16 protein-coding genes and 1 other annotated feature are annotated in these 15,211 nt (G+C 44.3%); of the genes, 11 read left to right on the forward strand and 5 right to left on the reverse strand.

What is annotated here, in order from left to right; translation table 11 throughout:
- Positions 1–141 precede the first annotated feature (141 nt).
- The 9 genes from rpsP to BEL05_RS16920 all read left to right on the forward strand — a co-directional run bounded on the left by rpsP (position 142) and on the right by BEL05_RS16920 (position 8,254).
- Entirely contained in the window at positions 142–393 is a 252-nt protein-coding gene (rpsP, locus tag BEL05_RS16880; RefSeq protein WP_069671881.1) for a 30S ribosomal protein S16, read from the forward strand.
- Between the two features lie 20 nt (positions 394–413).
- A complete protein-coding gene (gene rimM, locus BEL05_RS16885) occupies positions 414–944 on the forward strand; it encodes a ribosome maturation factor RimM (RefSeq protein ID WP_028762754.1) in 531 nt (176 codons plus the stop codon).
- A 15-nt stretch (positions 945–959) separates the two neighbouring features.
- A complete protein-coding gene (gene trmD, locus BEL05_RS16890; RefSeq protein WP_069671882.1) occupies positions 960–1,712 on the forward strand; it encodes a tRNA (guanosine(37)-N1)-methyltransferase TrmD in 753 nt (250 codons plus the stop codon).
- Between the two features lie 28 nt (positions 1,713–1,740).
- Positions 1,741–2,091 carry a 50S ribosomal protein L19 gene (gene rplS / locus BEL05_RS16895; RefSeq protein WP_028762756.1) on the forward strand — a complete coding sequence of 117 codons (351 nt, stop codon included), beginning with the start codon at positions 1,741–1,743 and terminating at the stop codon, positions 2,089–2,091.
- Positions 2,092–2,465: 374 nt separating this feature from the next.
- Complete coding sequence (locus BEL05_RS16900; RefSeq protein WP_069671979.1) at positions 2,466–3,557, forward strand: 3-deoxy-7-phosphoheptulonate synthase; 1,092 nt, start codon at positions 2,466–2,468, stop codon at positions 3,555–3,557.
- Between the two features lie 14 nt (positions 3,558–3,571).
- On the forward strand, positions 3,572–4,711 hold the full coding sequence (gene tyrA / locus BEL05_RS16905; protein ID WP_069671980.1) for a bifunctional chorismate mutase/prephenate dehydrogenase: 1,140 nt from the start codon (positions 3,572–3,574) through the stop codon (positions 4,709–4,711).
- A 297-nt stretch (positions 4,712–5,008) separates the two neighbouring features.
- Complete coding sequence (gene hcp, locus BEL05_RS16910) at positions 5,009–6,673, forward strand: hydroxylamine reductase (protein WP_069671883.1); 1,665 nt, start codon at positions 5,009–5,011, stop codon at positions 6,671–6,673.
- A 59-nt stretch (positions 6,674–6,732) separates the two neighbouring features.
- Positions 6,733–7,788, forward strand: a complete 1,056-nt coding sequence (locus tag BEL05_RS16915; protein ID WP_069671884.1) for an FAD-binding oxidoreductase — start codon at positions 6,733–6,735, stop codon at positions 7,786–7,788.
- Between the two features lie 130 nt (positions 7,789–7,918).
- Positions 7,919–8,254, forward strand: coding sequence for a hypothetical protein (locus tag BEL05_RS16920; RefSeq protein ID WP_028762761.1), 336 nt, complete (start codon positions 7,919–7,921; stop codon positions 8,252–8,254).
- Between the two features lie 31 nt (positions 8,255–8,285).
- Here BEL05_RS16920 and pheA read toward each other — a convergent pair whose 3' ends face one another.
- Positions 8,286–10,259: a prephenate dehydratase gene (pheA, locus tag BEL05_RS16925; protein ID WP_069671885.1), complete on the reverse strand. Its 1,974-nt coding sequence runs from the start codon at positions 10,257–10,259 to the stop codon at positions 8,286–8,288.
- A 40-nt stretch (positions 10,260–10,299) separates the two neighbouring features.
- Positions 10,300–10,421 (reverse strand) — a sequence feature (Phe leader region).
- A 793-nt stretch (positions 10,422–11,214) separates the two neighbouring features.
- Positions 11,215–11,586 (reverse strand): ribosome hibernation-promoting factor, HPF/YfiA family, encoded by a 372-nt coding sequence (gene hpf / locus BEL05_RS16930; RefSeq protein WP_028762763.1) that lies wholly within the window; start codon positions 11,584–11,586, stop codon positions 11,215–11,217.
- A gap of 273 nt (positions 11,587–11,859) precedes the next feature.
- Between hpf and BEL05_RS16935 the strand changes: the two genes are divergently transcribed.
- On the forward strand, positions 11,860–12,543 hold the full coding sequence (locus BEL05_RS16935; protein WP_069671886.1) for a cytochrome b/b6 domain-containing protein: 684 nt from the start codon (positions 11,860–11,862) through the stop codon (positions 12,541–12,543).
- 69 nt (positions 12,544–12,612) lie between these two features.
- On the opposite strand, the gene BEL05_RS16940 is transcribed toward BEL05_RS16935, so the two are convergent.
- On the reverse strand, positions 12,613–13,080 hold the full coding sequence (locus tag BEL05_RS16940; protein WP_069671887.1) for a c-type cytochrome: 468 nt from the start codon (positions 13,078–13,080) through the stop codon (positions 12,613–12,615).
- Between the two features lie 223 nt (positions 13,081–13,303).
- Between BEL05_RS16940 and trpR the strand changes: the two genes are divergently transcribed.
- A complete protein-coding gene (trpR, locus tag BEL05_RS16945; protein WP_028762766.1) occupies positions 13,304–13,579 on the forward strand; it encodes a trp operon repressor in 276 nt (91 codons plus the stop codon).
- Positions 13,580–13,591: 12 nt separating this feature from the next.
- On the opposite strand, the gene BEL05_RS16950 is transcribed toward trpR, so the two are convergent.
- Positions 13,592–13,972: a hypothetical protein gene (locus BEL05_RS16950; protein ID WP_028762767.1), complete on the reverse strand. Its 381-nt coding sequence runs from the start codon at positions 13,970–13,972 to the stop codon at positions 13,592–13,594.
- A 154-nt stretch (positions 13,973–14,126) separates the two neighbouring features.
- Positions 14,127–14,744 (reverse strand): peptidylprolyl isomerase, encoded by a 618-nt coding sequence (gene slyD, locus BEL05_RS16955; protein WP_069671888.1) that lies wholly within the window; start codon positions 14,742–14,744, stop codon positions 14,127–14,129.
- Positions 14,745–15,211: the final 467 nt, after the last annotated feature.

Raw genomic sequence — 15,211 nt, forward strand, 5'->3', positions numbered from 1 at the left:
TATTTTTGTGTAAAAACGTTGCATTCGTCGCCGATTCAGGTAGAATCGTGCGGCTTTCTATCTGGGACTCTTCGCGAACACGGGGTTCCAGTTTTTATTTTTGCCCCATTTAAAGGGTAAATCATTAGAGGATAAAGACGCATGGTTACCATTCGTTTAGCTCGTGGCGGCGCAAAAAAGCGTCCATTTTATAACATCGTTGTTGCAGATAGCCGCAATGCTCGTGACGGTCGTTTCATCGAACGTGTTGGTTTCTTCAACCCATTGGCTCGTGGCCAAGAAGAAGGCCTACGCTTAGATCTTGATCGTGTTGAGCACTGGGTTTCTAACGGTGCAGCTACTACAGAACGTGTAGCTAAGTTGATCAAAGACGCTCGTAAAGCTGCTGCTTAATAGCGTTAAGGTATAGATTGATGAGTAGTCACCAAGAACCTGTTGTACTGGGCAAAATAGGCGCCAGTCACGGCATTAAAGGTTGGTTGAAGATCACTAGCTATACCGATTCTGTCGAAGACATTTTTAGTTATTCACCTTGGTTGGTTAAAGAGCAAGGCGAATGGCGTGAGGTTAAGGTTGAACAGTGGCGTTTTCAGGGGAAGGCATTAATTGCCGAACTTGAAGGTGTTTCCACTCGAGACCAAGCGCAAATGCTCACTAATTGTGAGATTGCCATTCCTGCAGAGTTGATGAAAGAGTTGCCAGAAGACGAGTTCTATTGGCGTGACTTAATCGGCTGTGACGTAGTGAATACCAAAGGCTATAACATGGGCAAAGTTGAACAGATCGTGGAAACAGGATCAAACGACGTGCTACTTGTTAAAGCTAACGCAAAAGATGGTTTTGGCAAAACGGAACGTATGATTCCTTTTGTTACCGAGCAGTTCGTCCTTGAGGTGAACCTAACGGAAAAACAAATTTTAGTGGATTGGGATCCGGACTTCTAAGTCGAGGGACAACAGATGTGGTTAGGGGTAGTAACCCTGTTTCCAGAGATGTTTCGTGCCGTAACAGACTTTGGTGTAACGGGTCGGGCCGTTAGCAACGGTTTGCTGGAGTTGCAAACGTGGAATCCTCGTGATTTCACCCATGATAAACATCGCACAGTGGACGACCGACCTTACGGCGGTGGACCTGGGATGTTAATGATGGTGCAGCCTCTACGTGATGCTATCCACGCAGCCAAATCGGCTGCTGGAGATAAGGCGAAGGTGATTTATCTTTCTCCTCAAGGACGCAAGCTGACACAGCAAGGCGTCGAAGAGTTAGCTAAATCAGAGAGTTTGATTTTAGTGTGTGGTCGCTACGAAGGTATCGATGAACGCATTATTCAAGCAGAAGTGGATGAAGAGTGGTCAATTGGCGATTACGTGCTTTCGGGCGGTGAATTGCCAGCGATGACGCTGATTGATTCAGTATCACGCTTGGTTCCAGGGGTTCTTGGAAAGCAAGCATCAGCAGAGCAGGATTCCTTCTCTGATGGGTTACTGGATTGCCCCCACTACACTCGACCTGAAAGCTTAGATGGTATTGACGTACCGGCAGTGTTGTTAAGTGGTAACCACGAACATATTAGACGCTGGCGTCTGCAACAGAGTCTCGGAAGAACTTTGTTACGACGACCAGAATTATTTGAAAATCTAGCTCTGACTGACGAACAAACAAAGCTATTAGCGGAGTTTGTTAAATCCACCCAAGTTGGTGAGAAAGACTGATCAGTTATACCTAGTATGGAGTTTATTCATGAATAACATCATTAAAATGCTCAACGATGAGCAAATGAAGCAAGACGTACCACAGTTTGGTGCAGGTGACACTGTAGTTGTTAAAGTACGTGTTGTTGAAGGCGGTAAAGAGCGTCTACAGGCTTTTGAAGGCGTTGTAATCGCAAAACGTAACCGTGGTCTGCACTCTGCATTCACAGTACGTAAAATCTCTAATGGTGAAGGTGTTGAGCGTGCGTTCCAAACTCACAGCCCAATCATCTCTAGCATCGAAGTTAAGCGTCGCGGCCGTGTACGTCGTGCTAAGCTTTACTACCTACGTGATCGTTCAGGTAAATCTGCACGTATCCGTGAGAAGCTTGCTAAGTAAGCAACTGCTTCAAGTAAAACAAGATGCAGTGTTCGCACAAATACCCGCCTTATGGCGGGTTTTTGTGTTTTAGGGCAAGCATAAATGCTGTTTAGCATAAGTGCTTTATACTGATTAGCATTACAATAGATTGCCTTTGAACAGGTGAAGCTGAAAATCTGCCAAGCTCCCAAGCTCCCAAGCTCCCAAGCTCCAAAATACCATTTAAGTTGAATTTTGCTATTGATGAGAATTTCCACTTGATCTGACGGTGATCCGCTGGCATAGTTAGCTCTCAGTCGTAATGGTGTACCATTACAGTATTGCAGGGTGTCTACGTCGATAACATTTAGACAGATTAGTGAGTGATTAACATAGATAAGTTGGTGAAAGGTATGCAGCAAGACACTATTAACAATGTCCATATTAGTTCTGAAAAAGTATTGGTAACGCCAGAAGAGTTAAAGCAGCAACTACCTCTATCCACTGCAGCCTATCAATATGTGTTGAATGCTCGTAAAACAGTGGCCGATATCGTTCATAAGCGGGATAACCGAGTATTAGTGGTCAGCGGACCCTGCTCGATTCACGACATCGAATCAGCCAAAGAATATGCCCTTAAACTAAAAACACTTCATGATGAATTACAAGATGAATTCTACATCTTGATGCGTGTGTATTTTGAAAAGCCGCGTACAACCGTTGGTTGGAAAGGCATGATAAACGACCCAGATATGGATGAGTCATTTGACGTCCCAAAAGGGCTTCAAATGGCGCGAGAGCTAATGATTTGGTTAGCAGAGCTCGGACTCCCTGTCGCAACAGAAGCACTCGATCCGATTAGTCCACAGTATCTGTCGGAGTTAGTGACTTGGTCAGCGATTGGTGCCCGTACTACTGAATCGCAAACTCACCGAGAGATGGCCTCAGGCCTTTCTATGCCTGTTGGGTTTAAAAATGGCACCGATGGTAAACTGGGGGTAGCAATTAATGCGTTAGAGTCGGCTGCCAGCGGTCACAGGTTTATGGGGATCAACCAACAGGGGCAGGTCGCGCTACTGCAAACCGCAGGTAATCCAGATGGACATGTAATTTTACGTGGCGGTAAGACGCCAAACTATGATGCAGCGAGTGTGGCAGAGTGCGAACATCAGCTGCATGCTGCCAAACTTAATGCTCGTCTAATTGTTGACTGCAGTCATGGCAACTCTTCTAAGGACCACAGTAAACAGCCTGCTGTTTGCCAAGATGTGTTTAATCAAATAGTTTCAGGTAATCAGTCTATTATTGGCGTTATGCTAGAAAGTCACCTTAACGAAGGTAACCAAAGTAGCAATAAACCCTTGCATGAATTGGCTTACGGGGTCTCGGTCACCGATGCTTGCATCAATTGGCAGACTACTGAGCAATTGCTTCGGCAAGGTGCTGCACAATTGGCATCGGTTTTACCGACAAGATTTGATATGCTCAAGGCAGTAAACGCTTGATGGATAAACCACAAATGAATGAAAAGACAACCGATGATTTAGAAAAGCTGCGCGGGCATATTGATAATGTTGATCAGCAGTTATTGCACCTGCTGCGTAAACGACTCGATTTAGTTGGTCAGGTTGGAGCTGTTAAACATGCTGCCGGTGTTCCCATCTACGCGCCAGAACGCGAAGCCTCTATGCTGGCAAAGCGTCGTGAAGAAGCGGCGAACATGAATGTTTCTCCGCAGCTAATTGAGGATATTCTACGTCGTTTAATGCGAGAGTCTTACCTTAATGAGAAAGATGTTGGCTTTAAGCAGGTGAAAGCTGACCTGGGCCATGTGGTTATTGTTGGTGGTGAAGGTAAGCTCGGCGGCCTGTTTAGTCAGATGTTGCGTTTATCAGGCTATCAAGTGAAGTCGTTAGACAAAGATGACTGGCAGCGTGCTGAAGCGATTTTTGATGGTGCAGGTTTAGTGATAGTGACTGTGCCTATAAGTATCACCTGTGAGCTGATTGCAAGCAAACTAGGGCAATTGCCTGAGTCCTGCATTTTAGCCGACTTAACATCAATTAAGGCAAAACCGCTTGATGCGATGCTAACGGTGCACAAAGGCCCTGTGGTCGGTCTGCACCCAATGTTTGGCCCTGATGTAGGCAGCCTTGCTAAGCAAGTTGTTGTTGTCTGTCATGGTCGTGGTCAAGAAAGTTATCAATGGTTGATGGAGCAGATTAAGATTTGGGGAGCACGTCTGGTTGAGGCTGATGCGCAAAAGCATGACAAGGCGATGCAATTAGTGCAGGCGATGCGTCACTTTTCATCATTTGTTTATGGTCTCAACCTTTATCGAGAAGCGGCAGATATCGATAACCTATTGCAGTTTAGCTCACCAATTTATCGTTTAGAGCTGGCGATGGTGGGGCGTCTTTTTGCTCAGAGTCCTGAACTTTATGCCGATATTATCTATGCTCAGCGCGAAAGCCTGACGGCGATCGGTGATTATTTAGATAATTACAGCCAAGCGTTGGAGTTATTAAAGTCTGGAAATCGTCAAGGCTTTATCGATCAGTTTGAAGAAGTCGCCAATTGGTTTGGTGATTTTGCACCGCAATTTCAGCGAGAGAGTCGCGCGATGTTGCAATCGGTTAATGATATGAAAGCGGGCTAGTTATTGCCAGTCAGTCTATTTATCGATACCGAACTTTAGTCTAAAACCTGAGCTTAGATTAACGCTATCTAGCTCAGGCCTTTTTATGGGATTTAAGCAAATTATTGTCCTTTTCTCCTTATATTTCTTGTGTTCTGGTGCTGTAAAGTTCCTTACTTAGTTGCGCCTTTGCTAATTTGATCTGCCTCATAGTTTGTCGCATTGATCCAATAAATCGCTTTAGCTGATGACAAAGGCGCAGTAGACTCCCTTAAAACATGCAAAATAAAAGCATGATTAAAAATAGGAGTAGTTGTAATGTTTTGTATTCAGTGTGAGCAAACGATTAGAACCCCAGCAGGTAATGGTTGTAGTTATTCCCAAGGCATGTGCGGAAAGTTGTCAGATACTTCAGATCTGCAGGACCTATTGATCTACTTGCTTCAGGGCGTTTCAGCCTATGCGGTTAAGGCAAGAGAGTTTGATATTATTGATAGTGAAGTTGATAACTTTGTTCCTAAAGCTTTTTTCGCCACACTGACTAACGTCAACTTTGATGACGATCGCCTCATCGATTATGTGAATCAAGCCGACCTCTACCGCAACCGATTAAAAGCAGCTTATGAAAGTGCTTGCGCTGAGTCAGGTAAAGCGATTGATAGTCTCATTCCTGCGGCTTCATTGGTATTGGCGACATCGAAACCTGAAATGCTTGCTCAAGCCGTTCAAGCTGCGCCTAACCGCGGTAAAGAGAGTGTTCATGAAGATATTATGGGTCTGCGTTTACTTTGTCTTTATGGCCTAAAAGGCGCTGCGGCCTACATGGAGCATGCCCGTGTTCTTGAGCAAACCGATAGCGACGTTGCCGCTAGCTTTCATGAGATCATGGCGTTTCTTGGCTCAGATTCAGAGGATGCCGACAAACTTTTTGCAACCGCAATGGAGATTGGCCAGCTGAACTATCGAGTAATGGCGATGCTTGATACTGGTGAAACAGCATCATTTGGTCATCCTGAGCCAACGCAAGTCAACACGGTAGCAGTGAAAGGCAAAGCTATTTTGGTCTCTGGCCATGATATGAAAGATTTAGAGCTGATTTTGGAACAAACGCAAGGTAAGGGCATTAATGTCTTTACCCATGGTGAAATGTTACCCGCGCTGGCTTATCCCGCATTCAAAAAGTATCCACACCTCGTCGGTAACTACGGCAGCGCGTGGCAGAATCAACAGAAAGAGTTTGCTAACTTCCCTGGTGCGGTAGTGATGACCTCTAACTGTATTATCGATCCAAACGTTGGTGATTACTCCGACCGTATTTACACTCGCAGCATTGTTGGCTGGCCTGGGGTAACGCATATCGAAGGAGAAGATTTTTCCGCAGTGATCGATAAAGCTTTATCGCTAGAAGGCTTTATCTATGATGAGATCCCCCATCTTATCACCATAGGTTTTGCTCGAAATGCGTTAATGGCTGCTGCGCCTGCCGTGGTTGAGAATGTGAAAAATGGTTCAATTAAACACTTCTTCCTTGTGGGGGGGTGTGATGGTGATAAGTCTGAGCGTAGCTACTTTACTGATATTGCAACAGCGGCGCCAAAAGACTCCATTATTATGACCTTAGGTTGTGGTAAGTATAAATTTAATAAGCTTGCATTTGGCGACATTAACGGTATTCCGCGTTTATTGGATATCGGTCAATGTAACGATGCTTACTCGGCAATTCAGCTAGCGATTGCACTGTCAGAAGTGTTTGAGTGTGAGATCAACGAACTGCCACTGAGCTTGGTTCTATCATGGTTTGAACAAAAGGCGATTGTGATCTTGTTGACTCTGCTATCGCTGGGAGTCAAAAACATCCGTACTGGCCCGACAGCGCCTGCATTTTTGACTGAAAATCTGGCTAAGATCTTAGAAGACAAGTTTGGTCTACGGACCACAACGACTGTCGAAGCCGATCTCAAGGAAATCCTCAGCGTCGCATAACTCGTTTAAACGCCTATGACTAAAGTCATAGGCGTTCTATTTTCAGGGTAACTCTCTTAATGAATAGCCAACAATATCATTCAGCGACCTGGCAGCATGGCGAAGTGCGTTTAAGATGCGTCGAGCGCTGGCAAGAAACACATGATGTCACCAGTTTCCGCTTTCAGGGCGAACAGAGTGTCAAATTCCACTTTAAGCCTGGGCAGTTTATCACCTTAATGCTTAACATTAATGGTAAAGCCGTTGGGCGCAGCTACACCATCTCTTCATCACCTTCTCGTCCTTACTCTATCGTGGTAACTATAAAGCGGATAGAGGGCGGAGTGGCGTCAAATTACTTAGTGGATCATCTGCAGCCTGGGCATAGTGTTACTGCTCGCGGACCCGATGGTGCGTTTAATTTGGTGGATATTAATGCAGATAAGTATCTGTTTTTAAGTGCGGGTAGCGGAATAACCCCTATGTATTCAATGTCTCGCTGGCTGACCGATACACAGGTAGGCAGTAATATAGCGTTTTTCCATAGTGCTAAATCGCCACAAGATCTGATTTTTTACCAACCACTGCAGCAGTTAGCACAGCGCAATGAGCACTTCTCGTTAACCTATTGCCTAGAGGAGGGAGAGATTAACGACACCGATACCTACCAAGGACGTATATCGTTAGCTTCTTTAGTCTCTGCGGTGGCTGATTATAAAGAGCGAACCATATTTGTCTGCGGCCCAGCACCTTATATGCAGGCGGTTAAAACTATGCTTGAGCAAGCGGGTTTCGATATGAGCCGTTATCATCAAGAAAGCTTTGGCGATGCACCTGTTGTGCCTTTACCTTCAGCGGCAGTGGCTGACTCAGCCAAATTTATGCTACATATCGGGGATGTTAAGACGCCACTGTCCGCAAAGCAAACAGTACTGGAAGGCATCGAAGCCGAAGGCTTACCTATTATTGCCGCATGTCGTTCTGGTGTATGCGGGGCGTGCAAGTGCAAAGTTGAGCGCGGTGAAACACAATCAAGCAGCTCGATGACATTAACTCCAGGTGAGATTGAGCAAGGTTACATCTTAGCGTGCTCAACAACACTTAAATCAGATGTGTTGTTATCGTTAAATGGCTAGTGTGCATTGGGAGCATCTCTAAATCGGGGGTTTTTACCGATATTATTCGATGAGGAAATTTGCGCAATAGTAAGTGACAAAGTATGGTTAAGGTAGAACTGCTATTTTGCACTATATGGAGTCGCCAATTATGCATTCGACCACTTCACCCAGTGTCGCTATTGATGACCATAGCTTAGGGCATCTGCTTTATGCCATGATGGCAGCGTTTCCGCTGTTATTGTTACCGCCGTTGTTGGGCTTATTGATTAATGTTACTCAAAAAAGAGATCATATGAGTCCGCTTCTCTATTCGCATATTCGTTGGCAGCGTTGGTCAATAGTGACAATGCTATCTATTATCATTTTAGCGACTATGGTGACGCAGGTGTGGATAGCGATATGCTTAGTTATATTAGGTGCTTTATGGTTCTGTCACCGAATAATTAAAGGTTGGCTGCAACTGCTCGATGGCCAAACGATATAAAAAAGAGGACCTAGGTCCTCTTTTTTATTGTCTATTGGTAAATCGCTCTGAGGGTGATGTTTTGTTGCTGCAACTGGGTGGGCAGATCTTGGGTTGCATCGATAAGCGAGATCAATCCATCGGCACCTAGCTGTTTAGCTGCTAAAGATTGGGCATTGACCGTTGCAGGTGCGCAGGCGTAACTGGTATTAATGATCACAGGCAGGTGACTCAAAGCTTTGATGTTCACAAGTCCAGCAAGGTCCAGCGCCGGCATGAGTGCATCATTAAAGGTGCGAATGCCTGACTCACATAGCACTAGCTGCTGATTGCCTTTGGTCAGAATCGTCTCTGCCGCTGACAGAAATTCTTCGACACTCGCCATAGTATTGCGCTCCAAGATTATGGGACTATGCATAGCACCGACTTTTTTCAGTAGCGGTTTATTAAACATCTCTTTTCCGGTGATTAACAACAGATCTGCATGGTCGCTGGCTAATTTTAGGTCTAGCTCTTGCTCAACGGCAATGATACAGGCTAGGTCAAACTGGCTGAGTGCTCGGGTCAGGTCACTAAGCTGCATATCTGCATCGAGTGCTTGGCTTATTCCCGTTATATTAACGCCTTGAAACCCCGCTTCCTTTATTTGGCTCGCTATTTGATTAGCACTGCCGCTGGTTGCTGCTAAATCTATCTGTGCGATGGCACCAAAATGTTGGCTGCCAATAGCAAGTAATCCATGGACAACTTCAGTAGCGGTATGCTTATTGGCTTTACTGTAGCGAGGCTGTTCTGTTTGCGATGTCACCGATGTTAGCGGTTGAGGCTGGCGACTGGTGGTTGGTTCAATCATTAACTGGCTGTTAGTGAGTTGGGTAGGACTAACCGTTTCACAGGGGTAGCAACCCAGCACCTTGATAAAACGGGTGATCCGTTCAAGTTCTTTTAATGCCTTTTGCATTGATTCATCGGCAAGGTTGGCATCAAGATCTAGATAAAACATCTCCTCCCATGGGGTGCCAGGAATTGGACGAGACTCTAATTTACTCATATTGAGGTTATGTGCTTTTAGCACCAACAATGCCTCGACTAATGCTCCCGGTTTTTGTCCTGTAGCCATAATTAATGTCGACTTGGCTGGTAGTTGCGAGGGAACTGCAATCGCTTTTCGTGCGACGACAATAAATCGGCTCTGATTTATTTTTTGATTAGCCAGCTCTTGTTCAATAGCTTCAAGTTGATACAGAGCACCGCCTTCGGCGCTGCCAATTGCCGCAACGCTATCATCCTGGGACTCGGTGACTTTCTCCATCGCCTCGGCGCTACTTGAGCAGTACTCTAATTTGACATTGCCATGTTGACTGAGAAATCGACTGCATTGGCTTATGGGTTGAGGGTGGGCGTAAACCGTTTTTATCTGTTTAAGCGTGCAGCCCGGTTTGGCTAATAAACAGTGACCGACTTCAATGGTGGTTTCACCAACGATGGCTAAGCTGGTATGTTGCAAGACATCATAAACTTCATTTATCGATCCCGAAGAGGTATTTTCGATAGGAAGAAAGCCGTAATCTGCGTGACCAGACTCTACCGCTTGCACAATTTCATCGAAGCTCTTACAACCTAAATCGTGCATTGTTACTTGGCGACGTTCGCAGTAACGGGTCGCCGCTAAGTAGGAGTATGAGCCACGGGCACCTAAGTACGCGATAGAGTATTGCTGTTTTTGGAGGTCGGGATTTGCTCGGCCTTGCAGGTAAGCTTGTTGATTGAGCACTGAGTCTTCGATGATGCTCTGATACAAGGAAAGCACATAGTGAGCATCTAGACCTTGCTCTCTCCCTTGCTGCACGAGCCTTGCGAGCAGCTCTTTTTCTCTTTGGGTATCACGGATCGGCCGAATATCCACCTCTTTACTGCGAGCTACATCTAGGCTCAAATCACGACGCTTTGCTAATAATGCGAGAAGTTCATTGTCGAGCGCGGTGATCTGTTCCCGGGTGTGATTCAAGGGATGTGGTTTCGTCATGCTGTCCTCTATTTTTGAACAATTCTTGATTAAGGGTATAAAGCAAAAAGCCCCCCATAATGGGAGGCTTTGGAATGTTTACTTTCGTTTTTACACCGAAATTCCGCCTCCCTAGAAGGGTGGAATAAAAAAGAAAGTAAAAAATATTGTGTTTAAAAATTTCATAGCCCTCAAAGTAGATCGCACGGTGCAGAGTGTCAATGAAAAATTATGCAATATGAGGAATTATCGGTTTGCTATCGGCATGAAAAAGCGCACCGTGGGGTGCGCTTAGTTGGATCAGGGATAAATCATTCAAAACTTCGCTTTCCTCCCTATTGATGACTAGCTTTCAAAAATGGCTTCTATGCTAGCAGGATAGGTAACCCTAGTGATTGCTCAGGCGAAGTTGCTATTATATTAGCAGTGTTCCAAATGCGACGTTTTTATGTCGTATGGCTTGGCTTCAAATATCGCCTACATAACTTACCAAATCAGATATCAAAACTCTTATCTCTCCTTATTTCGTATGTTTCCCAAAAGCAGAAACCGATCAGTTATAAGAGAGGCGACCTTGAGTAGCATGTTAGCTAATTCCGTGTAGTTACTAAAACAACTTTACGGCTATTGTTGTCGCCTATGTTTGTTACTGTGCAAAATCTGATTCAAGTGGTACCGATCTCCTTTGCCTAGTGTAAGCCATCTAAACGAGCATATTACATCTGTCTTTTATAAGTATAACAAGGGATGGCAACATCGCTAGCTCGTTAGCTAATTTCCTTTAGTTACTGAGTAACTATCTGGGTTGATATGATTGCCGCCCTTATGCCTGCTATTGAAAGACGTTTTAACACATTGTTTAAATATTAATTATGCTCCACATTTTTACTAACTGAGGTGACCGATGATAATGCTACGTGGGTAGCTAATGTTCCAGTTGCTGTCTGGGCTGACATTGCATCGGTGTTCCTCTGAGTTACGCGACATACTCCTTATCGAGTGTTTCGTCATATTCATCGTCGAAGTCGTCTGCTGCTTCTGTTTCTACTACTGTTGCTGCGCGGCGTAAGCCTTCTGGTTTGTGGTTCAAGCGATTAAGTTGTTTCTCCAATTTCTGCCCCATGGCATTAATCGCTGCGTATAAATCTTTGTCTGTTGCTTGAGCAAATAGTTTATTATTTGGAATACCAACTGAAGCTTCTATTTTAAATCCTTGCTTCTCTTGAACTATGATTATGTGTGGATTAATTAACTGAATATCGTGTCTGCTTAACTTCTCTAATCGGCTCTCAATGCGTTCGCGGATAGGTGCTGTGACGTCGAAATCTTTACTGGTAATCTTAATCATATGTCGAACCTTTCGTTGTTTCCTTGAGTTCAGATTACCAATTTCACACCCTTAAAACGTGATGTGTGTCACGTTTTGGCGGGCTGTTTTTACTGTTCGCTCTTTATTTGACCCCTTAGACAAATTTGCTAAATAAACATTAGTAATGGCTTGTATTTCTCTGAATAAGGGCTCATATTTGACTGAATAACCGCTGAAGCTTAATTCTATTTGCCTCTCCTGATTGCTTCAAATATCATCTGTGACATCATTTTCCGTAGTTAGAGAAATTAGATGCTTGCTAACAATTCAACCCCTGTTCGTAAAATCAAAGTGAAAGTATGGGATCTGCCTACGCGCGTATTTCATTGGACCATGATAGTCCTACTTGGTGCGCTGTGGTGGACCGCTGAGAATGGTGAGATGGGGTGGCATCAAGTTTTTGCCTACTCATTGATGGTACTGATTGTATTTCGTCTGGTGTGGGGATTCATTGGCAGTGATACGTCGCGATTTAGTCATTTTGTTAAACCTCCTGGATATGTGATGGCATACGTTAAGCAGCCTAAGCATATAAGCATTGGCCATAACCCTATAGGTGGTTATATGGTGGTGACTATGATTGCGGTTTTGTTGTTTCAGCTTGTCAGTGGTTTATTTGCAACCGATGATATCTTTACCGAAGGCCCGCTTTATAGTTTTGTGAGCAGCGATGTCAGTAGTACCTTAACGTCGTTGCATAAGAGTAATTTTAATATCTTGTTAGGTTTGGTTGTTCTGCACGTCTTAGCTGTCATCGTACATGGTTTAAAAGGCGATAAGCTGGTTGGCGCGATGATAACCGGCTATAAATCGGTGACTCATGAAGTTAAAGGTGAGGTTAAGTTTAGATCTAACGTTATTGCATTAATTTTAGTGTGCGTATTGGCTGGCGTGACAGCGAACTTTCTTATTTTACCTCTTACCGCGATGCTATAGATGATATGAGCTTTAGCGGCTTAAGAGCCGCTAAAGCGAGAAAGGTAAACTGAACTTAACTCAATAAGATTAATCTTTTTTATAGACGTCGTGGCAGCCTTTACAGCTTTTGCCTGTGTTCATAAATGCCGCTTTAATAGCATCTTTATCTTCTGATTTTGCCGCAATAGCTAGCTTAGCTGCATTGTCTTGGAAAGCCGTCATTTTGGCATCGAAATCTGTTTTCTCCGCCCAGATTTTTGCCAATGCTTCAGTCTCACCTTTGTCTGAACCTGCTACAAAACCTTCAGCTGGCAATTGGCTTAAGGCGGCAACATTTTGTGCGCGCATTGCAAATACCTCTGCATCAAAAGGCTTTTTACCTTTTAGCATGGCACCCATGTCACCGAAGTTATGAGCGATTAAACCAAACGCAGATTGACGGTAATGAATAGCATCATCGCTTTCTTTGAAGTTATTAGCGTGCACTGCGGTAGCGGTAGCGGTAACTGCTGTTGCTGCGATAGCAAGTAGAGTAAGTTTAAGCTGTTTTTTCATTGGGACTGCTCTCACGTGTTAGGTTGTTTTTGTGAACTGACGCAGTATTCTAATCATAATCAACTATCAGATACTAATCATTTTTATTAATGCTTCTAGGTAATTTGTTGCTGAGTGTGTCTTGGGAGTTTGCTCACGAAGTTATAGCAACTATGCAGTAGCCACGATTAACCGTTTGTTGTTACACTTCACGTAATGGTACACAAGTACGAAAGAGGTGGTTGTGCGAGCTAATTGGGACCTTGTTTTAGAGAAAGTCGTCGGGCTGCAAGATCATAGTGCGTTGGTCGATTTGTTTGAGTTGCTGCTGACAGAAGAGGAGCGGAGCGCTATAGCTGGCCGTTTAACCGTGTTTAAAGCGTTACTTGAGGGCAACATGAGTCAACGGCAAATTGCCGCGGAATACGAGATAAGTATTGCGACAATTACACGGTGTTCTAATTACCTGAAGCATATGACTGCAGGACAGCGAGAAGCAATTAAAGCACTAATCTTGTAACTTTTATATTATCTAAAAAATTTTATTGGTAGCCGTGGATTGGTGTTTGCGGTAGTGACTGCGTTGCATGAGCAGGTAAAGGGCATAACAAAGTAGCGCTGCTGCAACGTAGCCACCAATACCAACAGGTGAAAACCTCAACAGTAGTGCGGCACTCAACAGATAAATAAAGGGGACTTGATCATAGAGGGCTTCTGGTAATAATCCATGTTTACGCCTTTTTCTGGGATCGGTGCGGCGGTTTTTAGAGCGTAAGTTGTAAATACGCGCACCTAACACAAACACCAACAAGGCCAACACCACTGCGATGGATTCTTGATGTAACACTATGGTTGAACCGCCTACAAGTAGGTAGCTGGTGGGTAATATCTCATATATAGATCTGGCTATCATAACTGTGTCCTAAATTACCTATCAGCATCCTGCTGCAGTTACAATAAGTCTAAATGAAAAAAGCTGGCAAAACCCAAAAAAAGGGTGCCAGCTTAGAATATTACTACCTTAGTACTAAAGTAGTAATATCAAATTCAACTAATAGTGCTAGGTATTAGTGACGACAGCCACAACCACCATTGCCATCACACCCTTCTTTAGGCTCTTTGTCTGCATCATCATTGCAGCAACCGCCCTCATGAGAGTGGCCTTCACCACCACAACAACCGCCTTCGTGACTATGCTCGTGACCGCCACAACTACCGCCATGGGCATGAATGTGACCGTGACTGATCTCTTCCGCTGTGGCTTCACGAACAGCAAGCACTTCGACGCTAAAGTTAAGTGATTGGCCTGCCAATGGGTGGTTACCGTCAACAACAACCACTTCGTCTTTGACTTCGGTCACTTGTACTGGGCGTTGACCCATTTCTGTTTCTGCGATGAAGCGCATGCCAGGGACGATATCTTCAATGTCACCAAAAGCTGATAAAGGCACTTCTTGACGTAGGCCGTCGTGATATGCGCCGTAGGCTTTCTCAGCTTCGATGGTAACATCAAGCTTATCGCCAACACTCTTACCTTCTAATGCTTCTTCCAAGCCTGGGATCATGTTTTCTGCACCGTGAAGATAGAGCATTGGCTCACCTTCAAAAGAGCTTTCGACTAATTCACCTTGTTGGTTGGTTAAACGGTAGTGAATGCTAACGGCAGTGTGTTGGGTGATTATCATATCGCCTCCAATTCAGAATGTGGCGGCATTTTAGCTTGGTTTTTAAGGATTGGCGATGACCTAGCTCCGCTTCTTCACCGAAAGATGCTCTAATTAAGGGATAGCTCACATTCGTTGCTGTGTCACTGGATTTGTGTTGTCATATTATTTGTAAATATAATTTCATAATTTATGGGTATTTATTCTGTTTGCTTGTGGGAGTCTGCCTGCAATAGAAGTTGGGCTTTTGTTGGTTTGCGAGACAGCATAGTCACTAAGTGCTTTCTCGTTATATTTACCCGTCTAGATTTTTATAACTGTTTAATTTAAAGCATTTTTAATTTCTAACGTGCATTACGTTTACGTAAACTAAATATGGTTTTAATGCTGATACACGCAGAATATTATCGACAGCTTATGAGATAACTCGGCTTTTGTCCGCCAAAATCGACTTGATGGTTATTTTTAATAAAGTTTGTAATTTGGGG

The organism is Shewanella colwelliana, assembly GCF_001735525.1.
In the GTDB taxonomy this organism is placed as follows: Bacteria; Pseudomonadota; Gammaproteobacteria; order Enterobacterales; family Shewanellaceae; genus Shewanella; species Shewanella colwelliana.

Coding starts and splice junctions, on each gene's coding strand:
- rpsP (WP_069671881.1), top strand. CDS start 142: ATGGTTACCATTCGTTTAGCTCGTGGCGGCGCAAAAAAGCGTCCATTT.
- rimM (WP_028762754.1), top strand. CDS start 414: ATGAGTAGTCACCAAGAACCTGTTGTACTGGGCAAAATAGGCGCCAGT.
- trmD (WP_069671882.1), top strand. CDS start 960: ATGTGGTTAGGGGTAGTAACCCTGTTTCCAGAGATGTTTCGTGCCGTA.
- rplS (WP_028762756.1), top strand. CDS start 1,741: ATGAATAACATCATTAAAATGCTCAACGATGAGCAAATGAAGCAAGAC.
- BEL05_RS16900 (WP_069671979.1), top strand. CDS start 2,466: ATGCAGCAAGACACTATTAACAATGTCCATATTAGTTCTGAAAAAGTA.
- tyrA (WP_069671980.1), top strand. CDS start 3,572: ATGAATGAAAAGACAACCGATGATTTAGAAAAGCTGCGCGGGCATATT.
- hcp (WP_069671883.1), top strand. CDS start 5,009: ATGTTTTGTATTCAGTGTGAGCAAACGATTAGAACCCCAGCAGGTAAT.
- BEL05_RS16915 (WP_069671884.1), top strand. CDS start 6,733: ATGAATAGCCAACAATATCATTCAGCGACCTGGCAGCATGGCGAAGTG.
- BEL05_RS16920 (WP_028762761.1), top strand. CDS start 7,919: ATGCATTCGACCACTTCACCCAGTGTCGCTATTGATGACCATAGCTTA.
- pheA (WP_069671885.1), bottom strand. CDS start 10,259: ATGACGAAACCACATCCCTTGAATCACACCCGGGAACAGATCACCGCG.
- hpf (WP_028762763.1), bottom strand. CDS start 11,586: ATGATTAAGATTACCAGTAAAGATTTCGACGTCACAGCACCTATCCGC.
- BEL05_RS16935 (WP_069671886.1), top strand. CDS start 11,860: ATGCTTGCTAACAATTCAACCCCTGTTCGTAAAATCAAAGTGAAAGTA.
- BEL05_RS16940 (WP_069671887.1), bottom strand. CDS start 13,080: ATGAAAAAACAGCTTAAACTTACTCTACTTGCTATCGCAGCAACAGCA.
- BEL05_RS16950 (WP_028762767.1), bottom strand. CDS start 13,972: ATGATAGCCAGATCTATATATGAGATATTACCCACCAGCTACCTACTT.
- slyD (WP_069671888.1), bottom strand. CDS start 14,744: ATGATAATCACCCAACACACTGCCGTTAGCATTCACTACCGTTTAACC.